The 21,503-nt window shown below is 40.8% G+C and carries 18 protein-coding genes; 7 read left to right on the forward strand and 11 right to left on the reverse strand.

All coding sequences use genetic code 11. From position 1 onward, the window contains the following. Positions 1-141 precede the first annotated feature (141 nt). The 4 genes from PQO01_RS11600 to PQO01_RS11615 form a co-directional block, all read right to left on the reverse strand. The gene (locus tag PQO01_RS11600; RefSeq protein WP_274314192.1) at positions 142-984 is read right to left on the reverse strand and encodes a sugar phosphate isomerase/epimerase family protein; all 843 of its coding nucleotides are present in this window, start codon (positions 982-984) and stop codon (positions 142-144) included. A 146-nt stretch (positions 985-1,130) separates the two neighbouring features. Beyond that, the gene (locus PQO01_RS11605) at positions 1,131-1,949 is read right to left on the reverse strand and encodes a ThuA domain-containing protein (RefSeq protein ID WP_274314193.1); all 819 of its coding nucleotides are present in this window, start codon (positions 1,947-1,949) and stop codon (positions 1,131-1,133) included. 96 nt (positions 1,950-2,045) lie between these two features. Then, complete coding sequence (gene gdhA / locus PQO01_RS11610) at positions 2,046-3,395, reverse strand: NADP-specific glutamate dehydrogenase (RefSeq protein ID WP_274314194.1); 1,350 nt, start codon at positions 3,393-3,395, stop codon at positions 2,046-2,048. A gap of 180 nt (positions 3,396-3,575) precedes the next feature. After that, entirely contained in the window at positions 3,576-4,166 is a 591-nt protein-coding gene (locus PQO01_RS11615; RefSeq protein WP_274314195.1) for a type 2 periplasmic-binding domain-containing protein, read from the reverse strand. Positions 4,167-4,365: 199 nt separating this feature from the next. Here PQO01_RS11615 and PQO01_RS11620 point away from each other — a divergent pair, with 199 nt between their 5' ends. Beyond that, positions 4,366-6,120 (forward strand): PhoX family protein, encoded by a 1,755-nt coding sequence (locus PQO01_RS11620; RefSeq protein WP_274314196.1) that lies wholly within the window; start codon positions 4,366-4,368, stop codon positions 6,118-6,120. A 16-nt stretch (positions 6,121-6,136) separates the two neighbouring features. Here the strand turns inward: PQO01_RS11620 and PQO01_RS11625 are convergent, their stop codons facing one another. The 3 genes from PQO01_RS11625 to PQO01_RS11635 all read right to left on the reverse strand — a co-directional run bounded on the left by PQO01_RS11625 (position 6,137) and on the right by PQO01_RS11635 (position 10,784). Next, positions 6,137-7,021: a TIM barrel protein gene (locus PQO01_RS11625; RefSeq protein ID WP_274314197.1), complete on the reverse strand. Its 885-nt coding sequence runs from the start codon at positions 7,019-7,021 to the stop codon at positions 6,137-6,139. Then, entirely contained in the window at positions 7,018-8,562 is a 1,545-nt protein-coding gene (locus PQO01_RS11630; protein WP_274314198.1) for a sulfatase family protein, read from the reverse strand. The genes PQO01_RS11625 and PQO01_RS11630 overlap by 4 nt, the downstream gene beginning before the upstream one ends. A 62-nt stretch (positions 8,563-8,624) precedes the next feature. After that, the gene (locus tag PQO01_RS11635) at positions 8,625-10,784 is read right to left on the reverse strand and encodes a serine/threonine-protein kinase (protein ID WP_274314199.1); all 2,160 of its coding nucleotides are present in this window, start codon (positions 10,782-10,784) and stop codon (positions 8,625-8,627) included. Between the two features lie 202 nt (positions 10,785-10,986). Between PQO01_RS11635 and PQO01_RS11640 the strand changes: the two genes are divergently transcribed. Then, a complete protein-coding gene (locus PQO01_RS11640; RefSeq protein WP_274314200.1) occupies positions 10,987-11,274 on the forward strand; it encodes a hypothetical protein in 288 nt (95 codons plus the stop codon). A gap of 42 nt (positions 11,275-11,316) precedes the next feature. On the opposite strand, the gene PQO01_RS11645 is transcribed toward PQO01_RS11640, so the two are convergent. The 4 genes from PQO01_RS11645 to PQO01_RS11660 are packed head-to-tail and all read right to left on the reverse strand — an operon-like array spanning position 11,317 to position 15,726. Then, positions 11,317-12,135, reverse strand: coding sequence for a DUF2797 domain-containing protein (locus PQO01_RS11645; protein WP_274314201.1), 819 nt, complete (start codon positions 12,133-12,135; stop codon positions 11,317-11,319). A gap of 15 nt (positions 12,136-12,150) precedes the next feature. Further along, positions 12,151-12,948: an ATP-dependent sacrificial sulfur transferase LarE gene (larE, locus tag PQO01_RS11650; RefSeq protein WP_274314202.1), complete on the reverse strand. Its 798-nt coding sequence runs from the start codon at positions 12,946-12,948 to the stop codon at positions 12,151-12,153. Beyond that, positions 12,941-14,275, reverse strand: a complete 1,335-nt coding sequence (mtaB, locus tag PQO01_RS11655; RefSeq protein ID WP_337994451.1) for a tRNA (N(6)-L-threonylcarbamoyladenosine(37)-C(2))-methylthiotransferase MtaB — start codon at positions 14,273-14,275, stop codon at positions 12,941-12,943. Before mtaB ends, larE begins: the two co-directional genes overlap by 8 nt. Continuing rightward, a complete protein-coding gene (locus tag PQO01_RS11660) occupies positions 14,251-15,726 on the reverse strand; it encodes a leucyl aminopeptidase (protein WP_274314204.1) in 1,476 nt (491 codons plus the stop codon). Before PQO01_RS11660 ends, mtaB begins: the two co-directional genes overlap by 25 nt. Positions 15,727-16,010: 284 nt before the next feature. Here PQO01_RS11660 and PQO01_RS11665 point away from each other — a divergent pair, with 284 nt between their 5' ends. The 5 genes from PQO01_RS11665 to hemA are packed head-to-tail and all read left to right on the forward strand — an operon-like array spanning position 16,011 to position 21,494. Beyond that, positions 16,011-16,673 carry an HAD family hydrolase gene (locus tag PQO01_RS11665; protein WP_274314205.1) on the forward strand — a complete coding sequence of 221 codons (663 nt, stop codon included), beginning with the start codon at positions 16,011-16,013 and terminating at the stop codon, positions 16,671-16,673. A gap of 3 nt (positions 16,674-16,676) precedes the next feature. Then, complete coding sequence (locus PQO01_RS11670) at positions 16,677-18,080, forward strand: aspartate kinase (RefSeq protein WP_274314206.1); 1,404 nt, start codon at positions 16,677-16,679, stop codon at positions 18,078-18,080. Positions 18,081-18,083: 3 nt separating this feature from the next. Continuing rightward, positions 18,084-19,451, forward strand: coding sequence for a protoporphyrinogen oxidase (gene hemG / locus PQO01_RS11675; RefSeq protein WP_274314207.1), 1,368 nt, complete (start codon positions 18,084-18,086; stop codon positions 19,449-19,451). Beyond that, entirely contained in the window at positions 19,444-20,253 is an 810-nt protein-coding gene (gene ccsA, locus PQO01_RS11680; RefSeq protein ID WP_274314208.1) for a cytochrome c biogenesis protein CcsA, read from the forward strand. Before hemG ends, ccsA begins: the two co-directional genes overlap by 8 nt. Continuing rightward, positions 20,250-21,494 (forward strand): glutamyl-tRNA reductase, encoded by a 1,245-nt coding sequence (gene hemA / locus PQO01_RS11685; protein WP_274314209.1) that lies wholly within the window; start codon positions 20,250-20,252, stop codon positions 21,492-21,494. The genes ccsA and hemA overlap by 4 nt, the downstream gene beginning before the upstream one ends. The last annotated feature ends 9 nt before the right edge of the window (positions 21,495-21,503 follow it).

Genomic DNA, 21,503 nt, shown 5'->3' on the forward strand with positions numbered 1-21,503 from the left:
TTCTTTACATCTTTATGAATGGCAGTGTGTATGCTAAAGGTTGTAGCAAAGCTTACTATGTCAAAAAGTAGTATTTTATTTACTCTATAAAAAAGGGCTTAATCATTTTGATTCAGCCCTTTTTTTGTCTAAGTAATTTATTTACTTGATGAGTTCGCGGGTAAAATCGAGGGATTTTTTAGCGAGCTCAAGCTTATCACCAAAGAGAGGGCGCCAACGATTAGCCCCTTCACGTAAACCTTCTACGTCATCGGCAAAGGCTTCAATTACAATATTGCCATTATAATTCTGTAGACTTTTGACTGCCTTACGAGTAGCTTCCCAATCAACTAAACCTTCACCAAGAATACCACGGTGACTTTCTGAAAAGTGTAGGTGATTGAAATAAGTACCACTTTCTTCAAAAGCGCCTTGGATAGAATATTCTTCGATGTGCGCGTGATGCGTATCATAGAGGATGCCAATGTTAGGTTCGTCAACTAATTTACAGTAGTCCATAGAATCCTTGGAGCAGTTGAGCAAAATAATCTCGAAGCGATTGAGGAACTCTACACCAATATGAATACCTTTTGGCGCTGCATATTGGCAAGCTTCTTTTAGTAATGCGGCGGAACGTTTGAACGATTCTTCAATAGAATCCTCTAATTCGAATTGCTTATGAGCTGCGTAAACGGGGCCAATAAGAGTTTTTGCACCAAGAATTTCCGCTTTATCAATATTATCTTTAAGTTTAGCGAGGCCCTTGGCACGTACTTCTAGGTCACTCGACATGGGATCTTCATCGGGAGCCACAAAAGTTGACGCTGAAGCCATGAGTCCAAGGCGATCAAGCTCAGATTTCATTTTGCGATAATGATCATAGTCGCCGTCCATGACGGGGATTTCGACGCCATCATAGCCCATATTTTTGAGTTCTTCAAAGAGGTAGAATTGGTCTTCGCTGACAAAGGTGGTCCAGAGAAGGAAGTTTAGTGAGACTTTCATGAGAGTCCTTGTTTAGTTAAGTTTGTCAATAATGATAACACTAGAGTATTAGCTGATTAGTCAAAATCTTTTGCTAAAGTAAGTGATTTTTTTCTATATACGCAAAAAAACCGGCCCTTGGGCCGGTTCGCAACAAGTTTATAAAACTATTTTGCTAAATAATTAACCGCGTCTTTGAGAAGGCCTTGGAACTCAGGCTGATTCCACTCACCGATATCGTGACCGAGAGAAAGACCAATAACTTTGCTTTTACCCTGTGGAACTTCCCACATAACTATAGCCTTGTCAGTAACATCTTTTTTGGTTTTCTTGTGTTTGTAAGTTTGAACTCCATTTAGAAGAGGCTTTACATCTTTAGTTACATAAAAGTTATTGTAAAGTTCGGCGCTAGTTGTCGTGTATCCCTCTGCCTTAAGAGATTTAGTCGCATCGTGATCACAGCATTTTTCTACTTTAATAGGAGCTTTAGGGCCATGCTTAGTAGAAGCTACGCCAGTGAAATCACCCCAAATTGGAAATTCTTTACCAGGGTGAGCTTTTTCCCATTTCTCTTTGAGACCATTTTTAATAGTCGCTTTGCCTTGTTCTTTGCCTTTGAAAGTTGCCCAAAAACTATGCATTGAACAGTGAATAACCATAGCTGGCACGCCTTTTTCTTTAGTTTGAGCAATGACGTTGGCGGCAGCTTCTAAGTCTTCTGATTTTGCGAAACAGAAGTTGTAAACCACTGCATCATAACCTTCAGTGAGCTTAGGGTCGCGAAGTTTAAGGATTTGTGGATCGTGATCACCTGTTGAAACCGAAAGTTCCCATCCAGCTTCTTTGGCAACTTTGATGAAGACTTCTTTTTGAGGGGCATATTTATGCCACCTGCCAGGCTCATGTGTGAAATAAAGGATTTTTTTTGCTTCCGCTAAGCTTGATACACTCATGAGAGCTAAAGTTAGAAGGATAAGTTTTTTCATGGTTTCTCCAATTAGTTTTAATAAAAATGTGTTTATCATTTACTACTTGGAAACAAAACAACCTCAACAGAGTTTAATGACAATTTTTTAAAAAACTTAAATAACTCCATAGGCAAGCATGGTGTCAGCTATTTTTGAGAAAGCCGCCACGTTAGCACCTTTGACGTAATCAATATAATCCCCATCATTGCCATACTTCACACATTTGCGATGAATATTTTGCATAATTCCTAGTAAACGTTGATCCACTTCTTCAGCACTCCAATGGATACGCATCGAGTTTTGTGTCATCTCTAAACCAGAAACAGCCACCCCGCCTGCATTGGCGGCTTTGCCGGGGACAAAAGTGACTTTAGCTGCCTGAAGGAGGTCAATAGCCTCTTTAGTTGAAGGCATGTTAGCACCCTCACAGACGGCACGGCAAGAATTGCTAATAAGTGCTTTGGCATCATCGGCCTCAATCTCATTTTGTGTCGCACATGGGAAAGCCAAATTAGCAGGGATTGCCCAAGGACGTTTCCCCTCTAAGTATTCCGCGGAGGGGAATTGTTTTGCGTATTCCACAATTCGACCCCGGCGAGAATTTTTGAGTTCTTTGATCCACATCAACTTGTCTTCATTAATACCATCAGGGTCATAGATTGTGCCCCCTGAATCTGACATAGTTAAAACTCTGGCTCCAAGTTGAATGAGTTTTTCTGCACAAAATTGAGCCACGTTACCAGATCCGGAGACAAGACAAGATTTATTTTCCAAGTCATCACCTTCATGAGAAAGAGCTTCACGCATCATATAAACACAGCCATAACCCGTTGCTTCTGGGCGCATAAGCGAACCGCCGTAATCAAAGCCTTTGCCAGTGATAGCACCCGTGTGGCGATTGTTCAATCGTTTAAATTGTCCGTATAAATAGCCGATTTCACGTGCTCCTACGCCGATGTCACCTGCAGGGATATCAATATCTGCCCCAATATGTCGGGTTAGCTCAGTCATGAATGATTGGCAAAAGCGCATAACTTCACGATCTGATTTACCTTTGGGATTGAAGTTGGCACCACCTTTACCTCCACCTAGAGGCAGAGTGGTGAGACTATTTTTAAAAATTTGCTCAAATCCCAGAAACTTGAGGATACTCAAACTTACCGAAGGGTGAAAGCGTAAGCCACCTTTATATGGCCCGATACAGTTGCTGAATTGAACTCTGTAACCACGATTAACGCGTAAATTGCCTAAATCATCTTCCCAACAGACTCTAAAAATAATGATTCGATCGGGTTCAGTGAGTCGTTCTAAGATGCGTGCTTTGTAATATTTTTCATGATCAAGGATGAAAGGCATGAGGCTCATGGCAACTTCTTCAACAGCCTGATGGAACTCTGCTTCGCCAGGGTTGCGTTTGCGCAGGCCTGACATGAAGTGCTTGAGTTCTGTACTGGCATTATTCATCTGGGCTCTCCTGATTTTTACGATTTATGCAAATATATGTTACGGAAAGTGTAAACCCAATTTTTGGAGGATGAGATCGGTGAATAAGATGGATTTAAATCATGCTGTAAAGAGATGTTGATAAACGAAAAACTCCCCGCCACTTGCGTGACGAGGAGCTCGAGGACAATCTACTATGATTTAATTAGAAGCTTGAGCCTTAGATAAGATATAAGCTTTCTTTTCTTCGATGGATTTACCTTCCATTTCCTGACGGAAAGCTTCATGCTTTTTACGCATTTCATCTTTGAAAGCTTGACGTTCTTCTTCTGGGAGATTTTTCATTTGCTCTCTCATGGATTCTTTTTTAGCTTCGAAGGCTTTCTTCACCATTGTACGCTCTTCTTCAGTCATACTTTCCATGACGTGCTTGCGCTCTTTGTGACGATCTTTCATTTTAGCTTTAAATTCTTCGCGTTCAGATTCTGACATGCTTTCCCATTTTTCTTTCATGGGGCCATGTTGCATTTTTCTGGCTTCGTGTTTTTCACGCATTTCTTTTTTAAAAGCCTCACGCTCTGATTCTGACATGTCTTTCATTTTTTCTTTCATGGCTTCGCGATCTGGGCCATGGCCACCGCGTTTTCCACGTTCGCCTCCTTTGCCTTTCTTGCAGTTTTCGCATTTACCCTTTTTTTCTTTGCCTTCTTGGTCAGCTTTACCGTTCGCATCGAAAGCTGAAGAAGAAAGGATGAAGCCCATGCTGATCATTATTGTTAGGAATTTTTTCATTTTGTGTCTCCGTTATTTTAAATAAGTTTTTGTGGTGCTTAACTACTAATTCGGGAGTTTTTAATACTTTCTTTCACGGAGAAGTGAAAAAACTAAAAAATAATTGTTTATATTTAACTGGAACTGAACTGATTTAAATAAACGAGAAAGATTAATAGGTGTATTGTCTAGTAATGAGAGTAGTTAATTAGGATGTTTTATGAGCCAAGAAAGAGTTAACAAGAGTCAAGTCATATCGATGCAAGAGATGAGCCGCCGCCACTTTATGAAGTTGGGTATGGCGGGTATAGGAGCCGTGAGTTTAGAAGTTTCTGGGAAGGAAGAAACTCCTAAAGGTTTTACCGATTTTGAAGAGTTGCCTGCGCGTCAGGCCTCGGGTTTGCGTTTAGCGCAAGGTTTTGTTTACAAGAACTTATGTGCCTTTGGAGATCCCTTAAAAGCTGGTCTCGAAGATTACGATCCAAAAAAATTAAGTGCACAAGAACAGCAGAACCGTTTTGGTGGGGCTTGTGATTTTATCCACGTTTTTGAAGAAGATGATCAGAATGCTATCATTTGTATTAATAATGAATTTCCTGAACAGGGTCAGTACCCAGATAAAAGTGAACGAAAAAAAGCAGCCTATCATTCTGTGGGTGTTTCGATTGCGGCTGTGAAACGTGATGCTGCTGGTGATTGGCAGGTCAATACCTCTTCACCCTACAATCGTCGTATCACTCCCGATACTAAAGCTGTGATTACTGGACCAGCAGCTGGTCATGAGAGAATGAAATCAAAGGCGAGTCCTGATGGCATCGTTTCTGCAGGAACTTTTGGTAATTGTGCCGGGGGTTATACGCCTTGGGGGACTTACTTAACTGCTGAAGAAAATGTACAAGGCTATTTTTCAGGTCAGATTAACGGTCATAAAGAAGAAGAGAATTTTAAACGTTTTGGCATGAAGAACAAGGGCAATTTTTTTGCAACTATTGACTCGCGTTTTGATTTAGATAGTGACTCTCAGTCGGCCTTACATTTTGGTTTAGTCGTTGAGATAGATCCTAAAAAACCAAATGAGCCGATGAAAAAACACTCCATGCTGGGTCGTTGTCGCCACGAATGTGCCAAAGTCCGAGTTCGCAATGATGGCCATGTGGAAGTGTACACGAGTGATGATCAAGGTTTTGAGTACATTTATAAATTTGTTTCTGAAAAGAAGTATAAGGAAGGCGATCGCAAATATAATAAAAGCTTACTTGAGAACGGTGTTTTACACGTTGCGAAGTTCGCAGAGAATGGCAGTATGCAATGGCTTCCCATGCTTTATGGTCAAGGTCCTTTAAATGAAAAAAATGGCTTCCAATCGCAAGCAGATGTTCAAATTGATTCGAGAAAAGCAGCCGATTTATTGGAAGCCACTCCAATGGACCGCCCAGAAGATATAGATATTCACCCCGAAACGGGCAATGTATTCTTTTTTATGACGGGAAATCGAGGCCGTAGTTCTGAAAAGCTAAATGCGGCTAATAAGGTGGAAGGAGGTGCGGGCCACATTATTGAATTGAATGATCAGGGGAAAGAAGGCAAATGGAACTTTTTTGTGGTTTGTGGAAAATTTAGTGGAGATCCTAGTAATTCGACATTCTCTAAGTCTACGACTCTGCAAGGTTGCTTCGTCTATCCAGATAATGGCGCCTTTGATCAAAATGGGGAATTGTGGGTCTGCTCTGATGGTTATAGTTTTCCAGGTTTTACAGATGGCTTATGGCATTGTCAAAAGTCCGAAGGTGGAGCGGTATCTAAACGTTTTGCTACTCCCCCTAAAGCGGCTGAATTTACGGGTCCATACTTCATGAAAAATGCTAAGGAACTTTTTATCTCTGTTCAGCATCCCGCGACAAATCCATCGGGAAGTTTTCCAGATTTTAATCACTTACCGGCGCGAAGTGCAGTGGTGGTAATAAAAAGAGGCTAAGTACTTGCCTCTATACTCAATGAGTGCGAGGCGTGCAAATTTCAAAGGCCTCTTGAAGACCTAGAAGTGGATCTTTTGTGGGGATGAATTCATGGGTAACATATCCACGATAATCATTGTCGTATAGGGCCTGTATAACGGCGGGGTAATTGATTTCTTGATTATCTCCTAATTCATTTCTGCCAGGACATCCCGCTGTGTGGATATGTCCGATGATATCCATATTTTGATCAATCCGAGTAATTAGGTCCCCTTGCATAACTTGGACATGATAGATATCAAAAAGCAGTTTAAAATTGGGAGAATTAAAATGACGAATGATTTCTCCACAGTACTCAACTCTATCTCCCGCAAAGCCTGGGTGGCCTTTCATTTTTTCACTAACGCGAGAATTGAGAACTTCCATTTGTAGAACGACGCCTTTTTTCTCTGCGTAAGGCAAAATCTTTTCATAGGCTTTAATGCAGTTTTTGATACCTTCTCTGGGACTTATTTTACCACCACCTACGGAAGAGCTGTCATGATAACCGACAAAGCTTATGACTGAAGGGAAATCATATTTTTCGCAAAGGTCGATACGTTCTTTAAGTTTTTGAATGTTGGCATCGTGAAATTTTGGATGATTCATTCCTTTTAAAAATGGGTGAGAGGTGCTCATGGAGCACTCTAGGCCATTATCTTTCAGCTTTGACCAATGCTTTGGGTCAACGAGCTCTATACCGTCGCAGTCAAGTTCTTTCGCTACTTGGATCATTTTGTCAATTGACCAAACATTTCTATATGGCCAGAAACAAAAAGATTTCTTAAACGGGTATGTGGACGCCTTTTTAGTTTGATGGCTAAGGCATGATGGGCTAGAAAGCCCTGCGGCTAAACAAGCTAAAAGTGAGCGTCGGTTCATTTTTTCTTTACTCCCCATTTTAGGTAAGAATTTTCTTTTTCCAAGTTTTTAAATTTTTCAATAAGTTCTTGGTCGGAAGGTACTTTTAGTTGTATTCGCTGGTGAGTTAATTTCTTGCGCATTGTATCCAAAATACTTTTAAACTCTGGGTCTGATGCGCGATTTTGATTTTCTCTAGGGTCCTTTTCCATATCGTAAAGTTCCCATTCATCAGTCGTGTAAAAGTGAATGAGTTTATAACGACCATCAGTGACACCGCAATGTTTTTGAACGAGATGCCAATCGGGATAGCCATAGTAATGGTAATAAAAAGATGATCGCCAGTTCTTAGGTTTTTTATCACGCATGAGAGGCAATAGGCTAGCGCCTTGCATCTCATCGGGTGCCGTAACTCCAGCGACATCGAGAAAAGTTTGTGCAAAGTCAAGGTTCGATACAATGAGTGAATTACTTGATCCCGCTTTGATTTTGCCGGGCCAGCGCATGACAAGTGGTGTGCGGAGAGCTTCTTCATACATGAAGCGCTTATCGAACCAACCATGCTCACCAAGGAAAAAACCCTGATCAGAAGAATAAATGACTAAAGTATTTTCTGCTAAACCACTTTCGTCGAGGTAAGCGAGGACTTCACCAATGGAATCATCAATAGATTGTACGCAGCGAACGTAGTCGCGGATATAGCGTTGGTAATTCCAAGAACGCAATGCTTTACCACTAAGTTTAGCTTTTGCGAAGGCCGCATTCTCATCATCGTAGGCTTCGTGCCAGTTTGCGAGATCCGCACCATCTAGGTACTTCGGTGGGGTGAGCTTGAGATCACCAGGATTCATAGAGTCTTTGATCATCATATCCTGTTTTTTAACGTGGCTGGCTTTGCCTTTATAATTTGTATGAAGATTACTAGGCTCTGGGAATTTTTTGTCTTTGAAGGCATTCATATACTTTGCAGAGGGGAGCCAAGCGCGGTGAGGTGCTTTGTGTTGCATCATGAGCATGAAAGGTTTTGTTGGGTCGCGTTGGTTTTTTAGCCAGTCCATATTCAGCTCTGTAATAATCTCGGTTGTGTAAGCACGATAATTTGTTGGTTTACCATTTTTGTTCATAATTGGGTGATAATATTTCCCTTGACCACCATAGCCAGTGATCACTTCAAAGTGATCAAAACCTGTCGGCAATGTAGCTAGATGCCATTTTCCGATAACCGCAGTTTGGTAGCCTGCTTTACGAAGAAGTTTAGGAAAGGTGACTTGGTCACCGTTGAAATACATATCATTTTTATAAAAGCCATTAAGGTGAGAGTATTTTCCTGTGAGGATGGTGGCTCGACTGGGACCACAGATTGCATTGGTAACGAGGCAGCGATCGAATCGAATTCCTTCATTGGCAATGCGGTCGATATTGGGTGTTGAATTTATTTTTGAGCCGTAGGCACTAATAGCTTGAGTAGCATGGTCATCGGAAAAGATAAAAAAAATATTCGGTTTACTAGCAAAAATACTGAGTGTAAAAAGGAATAAAAAGAGTTGGGAATATTTAGTCATGGAAAATCCTTACTTGTGGCTTTGTCTCAAATAAATAGTTACTCAAAAGGAAGAGGTGACAGCTAATCGACAAAAATGAGTTCAATATCCTCTTTTTTTTGAGCTTTTATTTTGGCTAAAACCTTTTCATTGAATGTGTAACGAGATAAGTAGACCGTGCGCAGACTTTTAATGTCTTTTATGTAATTGAGATCGGACCATTTGTTGTTGAGATGAATGACCTCGAGAGGTGCATCAGTGATATGTTTAAGGTTTCGAATATTTGTTTTCCATATGTTAATTTCTTTAATAGCTTTACCCTCTAGTGGAAGTAGAGAATAGACATGTGTTGAACTAATATTGAGTTTTTCAATGGGCATATTTGCTATGGGGCTTATATCATCTATATCGGTGTTCGAGGCATCGAGTTCAGAAATCGGTAAATTATTTAAAGCTAAGATACTGTGAAGACCTTTGTTATTTGCAAGTGAAAGGCTGTATGTCCCATTTAGTTTCTCTTGAAGGTCAAAAGTGAAGTTAGTAACACACATAGATTTTAGGTAACGTTCAGCAAACACCCAGCGTTGTTCCTCGGGATATACATAAGTTGCTAAGGAGAGAAAGTGGTGATATGTTTTCTGATGTTGTGTGAGGTTCTTAAGTCTTTTAAGAATGATAAAAAAAGTTTCTGAACTAATAAAGTCTTCGTAATTTTCTTTTTGACTCATCAAGCAAAGAGAGCGTAACCAATCTGTCTTGAATGGGCCTTGGTATTTATCGAGCTCACTCATCGCTTGAGAAAATTTGTGAAAACCAAAGAGATAGATCGCATGAAAGTAGCGAGCTTCCATGTAATTGGGGTCTGAAAGGAGCGATTTTTCAACCAATTCCAAAGCATGTTGATAGCTGGCTTTTTTATATTCATTGCGGGCAAAGTCTAGCAGATGAATAGCTGTTTGTTGACGAATATTCATACTGCGAGCATCAGCAGCTTCAGCCTTGAACTGTGCTGCCTCCGCATGTGTCCGAGCTTCTTTTTCAACTTTTTGAGATAGTCGAGCTTGTCCCTCTGCGGCAATGGCCGCCTCACGTTCATTTTTGAGGCTATCCATAAAGCTAGCGGTTATCACAATGATGATAAGAAAAGATGAGAAAATTAATACGCAAAGCTCTTTATGTCGCTTAAAGAGTAATTTGAGCAAAGTAAAAAAACCTGCATGTTCGGCTTCGGTAGCAAAGCCCTGGATGAAGGCTTTGACTTCATTTGCGAGTTCATCTACATTCGCATACCGTTCTTCTGTTTTCGTTGCCATTGCTTTAATAACGACCGCATTTAAACTTTTACTTATTTCCAAGTTAGGTTTACGCTCTATAGGAGGCACGATAGTGCCATTCAAAGTTTTTTGAATGATAGTTTTTAAATTGCCAGAAAGAGGGTTTTCTAGAGTTAATATAGAATAGAGTATGGCACCTAGGCAATAGATATCTGTTTGTGCTGAGCGCCCCCCATAGCTCGAAGTGATTTGCTCTGGAGCCATATAGCCTGGACTACCTTTTAAAACGCCATCTTGAGTAAGTTCAATTGAATCTGTGTGAAGGTTTTGTAGATCAATGTCGTCATCGACTTCATGGTCATCATCTTGGAGTTTGCGTGCCAAGCCCCAGTCACAGAGTAGTACTTCACCAAACTCATTAACTTGAATATTAGCCGGTTTGAGATCGAGGTGTAAAACCGCTTTTGAATGAGCGAAAGCCACGGCATCACAGACTTTTAAAAATATTTCTAAGAGTTCCGTATTCGGGTAGTTCTTTTTGTATTCGGGATTCTCGTCTTTGAGCTGGTCTAGGATATTCTGTAAATTTTCACCATGCAACAATTTCATGGTGAAAAAAGGTTCTGCCTCATTCTCAATACCCAAGTCGTGAACCGGGACAATATTTGGGTGCTCAAGAGATGCGGTAATACGGGCTTCGCGAATAAAGTTTTTCACCGCTTCCTGATCGGCGGTGTCTTTCATTATAGCTTTGGCAATACTTCTTTTGGTCAATTCATCGTAGGTTTCTACAATGTATTTCATGCCACCTTCGTTGACCGTGTTTTGAACTTCGTAGCGTTCATCGCCGATCTCGAGTTCTTCAAGTAGGCGTAGGTACTCTTGCTCGTTTTCATTGAAGGCAGCATCAAAATGATCCATTAGATGAGGGATCATTTTGGGTAATTCATTTGATTTTTTATCATCCATAAAAGACTGACCTAGATTTTTCACGAGTGATTTAATATAGGGGTTCTAAAACGAATAGGAGGAGTATAGGAATGATTTCTGATGGGTTTTGACAAAAATAATTAAGGGAGAACGGCTTCTTTGTCACATTATTATTTTCATAGCGATAAATAGAGTAACTCAAAATAATTTGAGTGAGAATATCTATAAAAGGAAGATAGAGATGAGAAAGGTTTTGATGATGTTGTTTTGCTTAAGTATGACTACGTTGACTTTTGCCAAAGAAGATAAAGTAGAACTAACAAAGCTAGAGCTTAAAGGGAAATTTAAAAAAGTCCCTTATGGTACCCTGTTCATTGATGAAAAAGGTGAGGAATTTATGTTACTCAAAAAACCTCATTCCGAACTTGAGACAGTCCTTGCTGAACAAGTTAGTATGAGGGTGAAAGTTAAGCAGGGTGAAAACCGTAGACAAATCGTCTACATAGCTAGCTATGAAGTTATAGATTAAACTTCTGTGATGAAAGACTTTAGTTCGAGTCGTCCTCGAACTTTAGTCTTCCCATGAAAAAGCGATGTGGTAGCCAGAATGAGCACGAACATTAAAGACTTCATTTGTGTCAAAAATAAGGTACTGCCCTTTGATGGCCATGAGTGTGGCGGTGTAGATCGGTACCTTATCAAGCTTTAATGATTTAACTTTTGTCGGCCACTGCGCATGGGGGTACTCTAATTCAATTCGTTTTGGAGTGTCTAGTAAATATTGTTTTTGTTCATCAGTTAATATCTCTTTGATCTGCTCAATGATGGGAGCAAATTCTGTGTCAGCAATATCATTTTTCAACATTTTTTGCCATCCAGTACGGTCAGAGATACCGCTAGAACTAATGGCTTTTTCAGCAATGCCCACATCTAAACGACTAGGGAAAAGACCGAGCACCAAAGCTTCTGAAGCGCCTTGGTCAGCCCAGCGTGTCAAATGATTGCCTCCGCGAGTAATGCCAATTTTTACTCCAGATGAGCGAGCTAGGTAAAGCGCTTGGTCAGTCATGCAGTGTGTCTCGGCCCATTTTGGTTGACGGCAAGTCCCTTTGGAGTAATGGCATGTTTCAGGTTTCATGATACATAGATCATTACAAGCTAAATTATTAAAGCAGGGCCAACATGAACCTTGTCCAACGGCTTTTTTGGTGCGAGCACCGCAATGGATACAATTGATTTGACCTTGATAAGACCAAGAAACTTTTTTGCCAATGAGAGAATTAAGAGGCAGACGTGCTTCTCCATTCATGGTCAGAGAGTATTCAATTAAGCCACCATCTTCTGGACAGGTAGTTTTCATTTTATCGAGGTTGCCGATGAGTTGGTTCATATTTTTATATCCTAATTAATGGGTTGATCCTGTCCGGTAGCCGGCAAGATCCAAAGTGATGTGTCGATAGCCAATTTTTTTGAGTTGGCTCAAGAGTTGTAAGCGGAAATCTTTGTCAAAAAAGCGCTCGATGGCTGTTTCTTCAACTTCAATTCTCAAGAGGTCGCCGTGATGGCGAGCTCGGTATTGATAGAAGTTTTGCTCTTTGAGAATTTCTTCAGCCATTTCGATTTGAGAGAGTTTTTGAACAGTGACTTTTTCGCCACGTGGAAGTCGAGAAGCAAGGCAAGCAAATGAGGCGCGTGAAGCCGTTGGTAAATTTCGCTCCTTGGAGAGCTCACGAATTTCATCTTTGCTCAAAATCTGTAAAGGGGCAATCACCGCATGTTCTTCAGCCGCTTTTGCACCTGGACGATGATCGCTAAGGTCATCTAAAATGGCGCCATAAGCAAGGGTGCGGATATTCTTTTCACTGGCGTATTTTGACATTTCTGAAAACAGTTCCGATTTGCAATAATAACACCTGTCTCCCGAGTTGGCTTGATAGTCTTTATTATCAATTTCGTTCGTGTAGAGAATTGTTAATTGCCACTTTCTTTCCTCGGCTAAAGCTTTGGCTTCATTGAGTTCAGAGCGGGGGATAGATGGTGAATCGGCGATAATGAGTTCGACTTTGTCAGCAGGCATAAATTCGTATGCCAAGGCTGCCAAAAGACTCGAGTCGACACCACCAGAATAGGCAATAGCGATGTTGTCGAGGCTTTGGAGTTCTTCTTTAACTTGAAGCAGTTTATCCTGCAAAGGTTTATTCATCGACTAATTCTGCCATTGCGAAATCAGCAACTATATGAGTGATTTTAACACGACGAATATGTCGGCTCAAGTTTCCAGGGTATTCAACCGAAACTCGAATGAAGTTCTCGGTGTAGCCCGTCCACAAACCATCATGGCCAGATTCAAAAAGCACATCAAATTCTCTGCCGATATACTCATTGTAGAATTTGAGGCGTTTTCTCTCACTAATAGCTCTCAGTACAGAAGAACGATGAGATTTTTCCTTAGGAGACACTTTCTCATCCATTTTTACTGCTGGAGTACCTTCGCGTTCAGAGAAAGTGAAAACGTGAAAATAATTCACGGGTGATTTAATCAAAAAGTCACAGGTCGATTCAAATTCTTGTTCATCTTCACCACACATTCCCACCATAACATCTGTGCCAATACACAAATCGGGTACGCGTTCAGATGCCATTGTAATAAAATCTAGGAATTCTTGACGCTCATAACGACGTTTCATTATTTTTAAAACTTTATCAGATCCACTCTGGAGTGGAATATGAAGGTAAGGAACTAGAGCATGCTCAGGATCAGCCATGTAATCAAAGATTTTCTCTGGAATGGTAGTGGGCTCAATGGAACTGATTCGAATGCGTTCAATTCCTTCGAGTTCATTTAGGCGATCAATCACATCGAGAAAAGTTCGACCTTGAGAATCGTAAGTCGCAACATTGACACCGGTGATGACAATTTCGCGAAAACCTTGTCCAATTAGAGTGCGAGCTTCTTCCAAGAGGTTATCCATGTCTCTAGAGCGCGAACGTCCGCGTGCCATAGGGATGATACAGAAGGTGCACATGAAGTCGCAGCCATCTTGAATCTTTAAGTTGGCGCGAGTCTTTGAGTCCGATTGGCCCATGGTGTCAATTGTAAAATCTTCTTTGACAATGCGATCACGAATAATTAGTGGCTTTTCGTTTTTGCCCATTTTGACGTAATCGAGTACCGACATTTTATCTTGGTTACCGATAATGAGGTCAACACCCTCAATTTCGGCTAAAGTTTTATAACCCATTTGGGAATAGCAACCAACGACGGCTACAAAGGCGTCGGGGTTTCTACGGATGTATGAACGGATCACATTGCGACAGTCCGAATCGGCACGAGCGGTAACAGTGCAAGTGTTGACGATAGCGAGATTTGATTCTCCCTTGAAGTCAACGAGTTCAAAACCTTGTTCTTTTAGTCCTTGTTCCATGACGGATGATTCCGACTGGTTGAGTCGGCATCCGAGGGTGTATACACTTGCTTTTTTTTGATTTTCTTTACTTGTGGGGGTCATTCTGAGATATTCATGAGCCATTTGGCGAGAAGTCGAGTTCCGAAGCCACTGGCAAGGTTTTCGTTAATATATGAGCAGCCTTTCATTCCCCATGCTGTACCTGCAATATCGAGGTGAGCCCAGCGCGTATCGCCGGTGAAATTAGAAAGGAAACAGGCAGCCGTAACAGTGCCCGCATAGGCAGGGCCAATATTACAGAGGTCGGCATCGTTGCCTTTTAACAGAGCTTTATAATCATCATTGATTGGTAGTGGCCAGAGTCGTTCATGGACTTGAGAACCAGCTTCGATGAGCTCGCTTTTTAGGTCTTCGTCTTCAGTGATGATCGCAGACATTTCATGGCCCAGAGCTACAATGCAGGCACCTGTAAGAGTGGCCACATCAACCATGATATCTGGCTTGTGAGTCTCTGCTGTGTAAGCCATGGCATCGCATAAAAGTAGACGGCCTTCAGCATCGGTGTTGTAGATCTCTACAGTTTTGCCGTTGTAGGCAGTCACAATATCACCAGGTTTTGTCGCTTCACCATTAACGAGGTTTTCTGAACTAGGGACAACACAGATCACATTGATGGCAGCATTGCATTCGCAGATGGCTTTAAAAGCGCCTAAGACGGCAGCAGCACCACACATGTCATACTTCATTTCCTGCATGCCTTTGCCGGGTTTGAGGCTAATGCCACCAGAATCGAAAGTGACGCCTTTACCAACAATAGCAACAGTTTTGTTGGCGCTAGGGTGTGTGTGCTTAAGAGTGATAAGTTGAGCTTCTTCTGATGAACCCGCTGAAACAGAAAGGAGCGCACCCATGCCGAGTTTTTTCATTTCTTTTTCGCCGAGAACTTCAATTTCAGACTCTGTTACTTTGGCGAGTTCACGTGCTTTGTCAGCGAGAATTTTTGGTGTTAGGGCATTGCCTGGAGCATTGCCTAAATCGCGAGCAAAGTTAGCGCATTCGGTAAAAGTTTGGGCGCGATTGGCTTTTCCTTGTTCGATAGTGATTTCTTTGCTCGGGCAGATGTGCACACAAAGGTTATCAACTTTTACTGTTTCAGAAGCTTTGGTCTTAAATGCAGTATGTTCGTATTGCGCTAAGTTTAAGGCCGCGACGAAATGACGAGTCTGAAGATCAGGTGTGTGTTCAAGCTCAAGAAGTAGGTGATGCTTTTTATATTTCTGTAATAGACCAACAGCTTTCCCTGTAGCATTGCGGAATTTATGGCTTAAATCGCCTTCCTTTTTACCTAAGCCTAAAATGAGGATGCCACGGTAGGCACTCATGGGTGTGGGGAGATAGAAAAGGTCTTTGCCCGACATATTGCCACGATCGTTAATGAGGTTGAGCGAAGTTTGGTCTTCTACTGCAATAAGAGAACTGTTGATGGCGACGTGTACCTCATTTTCCCAAGCGGGGATAATTAAGCAGTCAACTTCTGGTTCAATTTCGCAGTTTGTAATAAAATGAATGTCCATAATTGCGTTCCGAAATAGTGTTATAAGATTCAAAAATAGGCGCTAATATGTGTTGTGAGAGTTGATTTGTAAAGTTTTACCAAAATTAAAGCCATGTTTTTCCTAGTGATTTTGGCTATAATCGGCTGTTATTCAGTAGTTTTTGATTAATTTTAATATGCTTCACAATTGGCTTGAAAAGCTATAGAATTAACATATTCCTATTGGGCTTTAAGTATTTACTATTTAAGGCATATTAATTTTTCGCCAAAATAGACTAATAACTAATCTGAACAAAAGATTTTATGAAGCATGTAAAACATATTTTTTGGGACTGGAACGGTACCTTATTAAATGATGTGGATCTCTGTGTACATGTGACTGGGAAATTCTTAAAGGAAAGACATGATAAGTTGTTAGATCGTGAAATGTACCTCAGCGAATTTGGTTTTCCCGTTATAGACTTTTACAAGAAAATTGGCATTGATTTAAAGGATGCCGACTATGGACAGATGTCGATCGACTGGATCGGGGCCTACAATCAATCTTTTGGTGATTTCGCGGAATTACACAGCGAAGTTGGAGAAGTTATTTTGGCCTTGCAAAACTTAGGTTATAAACAATCTATTTTGTCGGCATGCGAAAAAGGTTTACTAGAAACTTTGGTCAAAAAATACCAACTTTGGGATCATTTTGAATCGGTTCACGGAGTCGAAGATTTTAAAGCGCATGGGAAAGTTGATTTAGCACATTCCGCCGTACAGTTAAGCGAACTAAAAGCTGAAGAGTGTGTGCTCATTGGCGATACTATACACGATTATGAAGTAGCTCAAGAAGTGGGGATGCAATGTTTGTTGATTGCAAAAGGTCATCAACATATCGACCGTCTAAAAGCAACGGGCTGTGAAGTACTTGACGATATCAGTCAGGTCGTAGAAAAATTTAAAAATATATTAAGTAAGGATTAATCAATGTCTAAACATACAGTTGAAAAAATTGGTGGCACATCGATGTCTCGTTTTGGCGAGATTGTAGACAATGTCATTTTAGGAACTCGCAAAGAAGACGAAATTTACAATCGCGTCTTTGTCGTAAGCGCATACGGCGGGATCACTAACGCTCTTCTCGAACATAAGAAAACGGGCGAGCCGGGAGTCTATCAATATTTTAAAGATAGTGACCAGAGATGGGAAACATCACTAGATAAAGTGACTCAGCAAATGAAAGATATTAACGCAGAAATGACATCGGCAGGTCTCGACTTGGATGCGGCTAATAATTATGTCGACCAACGTGTCGAAGGTATTCGCAATTGCTTAAGAGATATTTGCCGTATTTGTTCATATGGTCATTTTCATATCGATGAATTCTTAATGGCTGCACGTGAACTTTTAAGTTCAGTTGGTGAAGCTCATTCAGCGTGGAACTCAGTGAACATCCTCAATAACCGTGGGATCAATGCTCTCTTGATCGACCTCACTGGTTGGAAAGATAATGAAGCTAAACCCTTTGCAGAGAAAATAGAGAAAGAGTTTGAGGGCGTGGATTACGCCAACAATATTTGTGTTGCGACTGGATATACCAAGTGTAAAGAAGGCTTGATGCACACTTTTGATCGTGGTTACAGCGAAATCACTTTCTCTAAAATTGCCTGTGTTACAGGCGCACGTGAAGGTGTGATTCACAAAGAATTCCACTTATCATCAGGTGACCCAAATCTAATGGGGCTTGATAAAGTTGAAATTATTGGCCGCACAAACTTTGATGTTGCGGATCAATTGGCAGACTTAGGTATGGAAGCTATTCACCCAAAAGCTTCAAAAGAAATGGAAAACTTAAATATCCCGATCCGTGTTACAAATGCTTTTGAGCCTGAGCACCCAGGCACTTTGATTGATACGGACTTCCGCAGTGATTTTCCTCGAGTAGAAATGGTTACGGGTCGCGATGATATTTTGGCAATTGAAGTGCATGATCCAGATATGGTGGGCGAGAGCGGTTACGATTACAGAATTATGGGTGTTTTTGCCAAGCATAGAGTTAGTTATACGGCAAAGAATACCAATGCGAATACGATTACTCATTTCTTGCCTGAAAAAGATGTGAAAGAACAATTTATTCTTGACCTTAAATCGAACTTTAGTGGTGCAGAAGTCAGCATTAAAGAAGTGGCGATAGTGTCGGCGATTGGTAGCAATATGAATAAGCCAGGTTTTCTCTCTCGTTCAGCAGAAGATTTAGCACAAAATCAAATCAATATTCTGGCGGTCAATCAATGCATGCGCCAAGTTAATATGCAGTTTGTTATCGAGCGCCAAGACTATGAAAAAGCACTAAAGTCCTTACACAAAGGTTTAGTCGAAGAAGAAGGCTAATTTATGTCGGATAAGACTAGTCGCATAGCAGTTGTTGGCGCAGGACTTAGTGGTCTTGCGACGGCGTATTTTTTGGGCAAAGAATTGCCTGATGCTGAGATAACTGTCTATGAAGAAGAGTCTTCTGCAGGAGGTAAAATCCTGAGTAATAGAGATGCCGAGTTCCCTCATGAGATGGGGCCTAATGGCTTCCTGTCAAGCCGCAGAGAGATTTTTGAACTCTGCGAAGAGCTTGGTCTTGATGTTTTGTTTGCCAACACAGATGCAGCAAAGCGTTATTTGTGGATGGGCGACTCTTTGAAACGGATCCCGGAAGGTCCGGTCTCAATGATGACTTGGGGTGAATTGAGTTTGAAGACAAAGCTAAGTCTCTTTGGTGATGTGCTTAAGAAACCACGGACATCAGAAGATGAAAGTCTTTATGACTTCGTGAGTCAGCAGTTTACCGAAGAATTTGCTATGAAAATAGCAGATCCATTTGTGGCAGGAGTGTTTGCGGCGGATCCAAAAAAACTCTCGATGAGATCAGCTTTTCCTGCTGTTTTTGATGCGCAGAGAAAGCATGGCTCAGTAATTAAGGGAATGAAAGCTGCTTACAAAGAGAAAGTTGAGAAGGGCTTAGCACCTGCTAAACGCAAGCGCGGTCGCCTGTGTAGTTTGCGAGGTGGCATGAAGGCTTTGCCAAAAGCATTGAGCGAACGTTTGAAAGTACGCTGTAACACTCAAATAACGACAATCAATGTAGAAGATGAGAAGCCGATCCTTTGTTTTGATGGCAAGCAGCACGAATTTGACGCGGTTGTCTTTGCGACTCCCGCAGATCGAAGCAGTGAGATTTTGACTGCTACAATGCCTGGCTTAGCAGAAAATTTGGTAAATGTTCCTTATACGCCTGTAGGTGTAGCGGTTTGCGGCTTTCGCAAAACTTTAGATATACCACGAGGTTTTGGCTTTTTAGTTCCAAGCACTGAGAAATCACGTGTTTTGGGTGTTTTGTTTTCTTCACAAATCTTTCCTGAAAATCACGCAGAAGGCACAACTCTACGTGTGATGTTTGGGGGAGCTCGTGAACCTGATTTACTTGATTTAGATGAAGCTGAGTTAAAACAAATAGTGGAAGCTGAGCTTAAAGAAAAGTTAGGCATAAGTGATGAGATGGACTTTTTTGAAGTGATTCCCTGGAAACGAGCTATTCCAATGTATGAATTGGGGCATCACAAAAAAGTGGAATATATTCAAAGTGCATTACGAGAGAAATCAATTTTTATTACTGGGACTTCACTGTATGGTGTCTCCATGAATGACTGTATTGTTTCGGGACAAACTTGTGCTGAACAAGTAAGGAATTATTTGAGAACAAAATATGACTAATGTACTTTTTTTCAGTGTTTACGCACTTTTTATGCTTTCGGTGACGGGTTTCTGTACCCATGCACTAAGAAGAGATAAGAAGAGCTTTGTCTTTGGGACTTTGAGTTCACTTTTAGGATTTTTAGGTCTCACAATTTTACTTATCACACAAGTGTTGAACGCGGAAATAGATAATTTATTATTGACGAATTGGTTGATGGCTGTGATTTATTATTACACGGCATACAAAACGAAAAATCGTCTTTTGGGAACGGCTTTTATGCCGATAGTCTTGGTCTTGATGACTTTTGTTGTCTTTAACGATGGGACAAGCCTTCTCACAAAAACGACTTATGATGGACAATTTTTTCTGATTATGCACCAAGCTTTATTGATTGCAGCCTTCGCAATTTTCTTCTTTACTTTTGCCCAAAGCATTACTTACCTCATCAAATTGCGAGCACTGAAAAATCATAATGAAATGGCCTTAGATCAGGAGTTGCCTTCTTTAGATCGCTTGCAGCAGGTCTTTAGTGTTTCTTTCAATCGCGGATGGTCTGCCATGACTGTAGGGATTGCTTTTGCAGTTATTTATTATTTTAAAAAAGATTCGGAAGGTTTTAACGAGCTCAAAGTGATTTGGGGAAGTGTCTTGTGGCTATTTTACACAGTTCTATTCGCCATGTATAACACCAAAAAAATGACCTGCCGTAACTTGGCTAGAGCAGTCAGTATATTGTTTTTAGCGTTCATTATTTTTTACGGCTGTATTAGCACCTTTGGACCAAGTGAAGCATCAGCTTTGACTGAGGTGGTGAAATGACCTCACCTTTTATTTCAATTATAGGTCTAAACCATAAAAGTGCCCCCGTAGAATTGCGTGAGCGCTTATCTTTTGGTGCGGATAAATTAAAAGAAATTCTGTCTTATTGTTGCGATAGTTTGAGTGAATTCGTTTTGATTTCTACCTGTAATCGCACGGAGTTTATCTTTAATGGTGAACAATCAATTCTAGAAAAATATTTGATGGAAGTGGGGTCCTTACAGGAGAGCGATTTCGAGAGTTTCTTTTATCGATATAACGATTATGAGGCTTTGGAGCATCTCTTTAGAGTAGCCTCAGGTTTAGATTCACTTGTCGTGGGCGAAGTACAGATTTTAGGGCAGGTAAAGAGTGCCTTTGAATTGAGCTTTGAACAAAATTATGCGACGGCAAATTTTGCACATATTTATCAACAAATGCTCAAGTGTGCTCGTCAAGTACGCCGTGATACAGAAATTGGTAAAGGTTCTGTGTCGGTTGCATCAATTGCGGTGCAGTTATCGAAAAATATTTTTGATCATCTATCGGGTAAAAAAGTTCTTTTAATTGGTGCAGGCGAAATGTGTGAGTTAGCAGGGGTGCACTTCTTCGAAGCTGGCGTGGATCAAATTATGGTAGCCAACCGCAGTGTAGAAAATGCGGAAAAACTCGCTGATAAATTTAAAGGTAAAGCATTTTCCCTAGATCAATTAGAGGATGCTGTGTGGGATGCCGATATCATTTTGTCTTCAACTGGATCACCAAGCTACGTTTTAGAGAAGGACTTAATTAAGGGTGCGATGTCAAAACGCCGTGAACCGATGTTTTTAATTGATATTGCAGTTCCTAGAGATATTGATCCTAAAATTAATGATCTGACCGACGTTTTTGTGTACAATATTGATGACCTTAATAAAATTGCAGAAGAGAACCGCAAAAAACGTGGTCGAGCTTTTGGTCGAGCGGAAGAAATTGTTGAAACTAAACTCAAAGAATTTCGTGAAGAGCAAGCCTTGTCATCTGTGGGTCCATTGATTAACTCATTCCGTGAACGTTTGCACGGTATTAAAGATGATGAACAAGAAAAATTATTTCGTAAGTTGAGTCATTTAAGTGATTCAGATAAAGATGCAATCAATAAGAGTTTGCATCAGATCGTCAATAAATTATTACACGATCCTATTATTACTTTGAGAGATGAAGTGAAGCGCGATGATTCATCGCGCTTAGTAAAAGTTTTCAAAGATTTATTTAATTTATAAGATTTGGAG

This window comes from Lentisphaera marina, from assembly GCF_028745505.1.
GTDB lineage: Bacteria > Verrucomicrobiota > Lentisphaeria > Lentisphaerales > Lentisphaeraceae > Lentisphaera > Lentisphaera marina.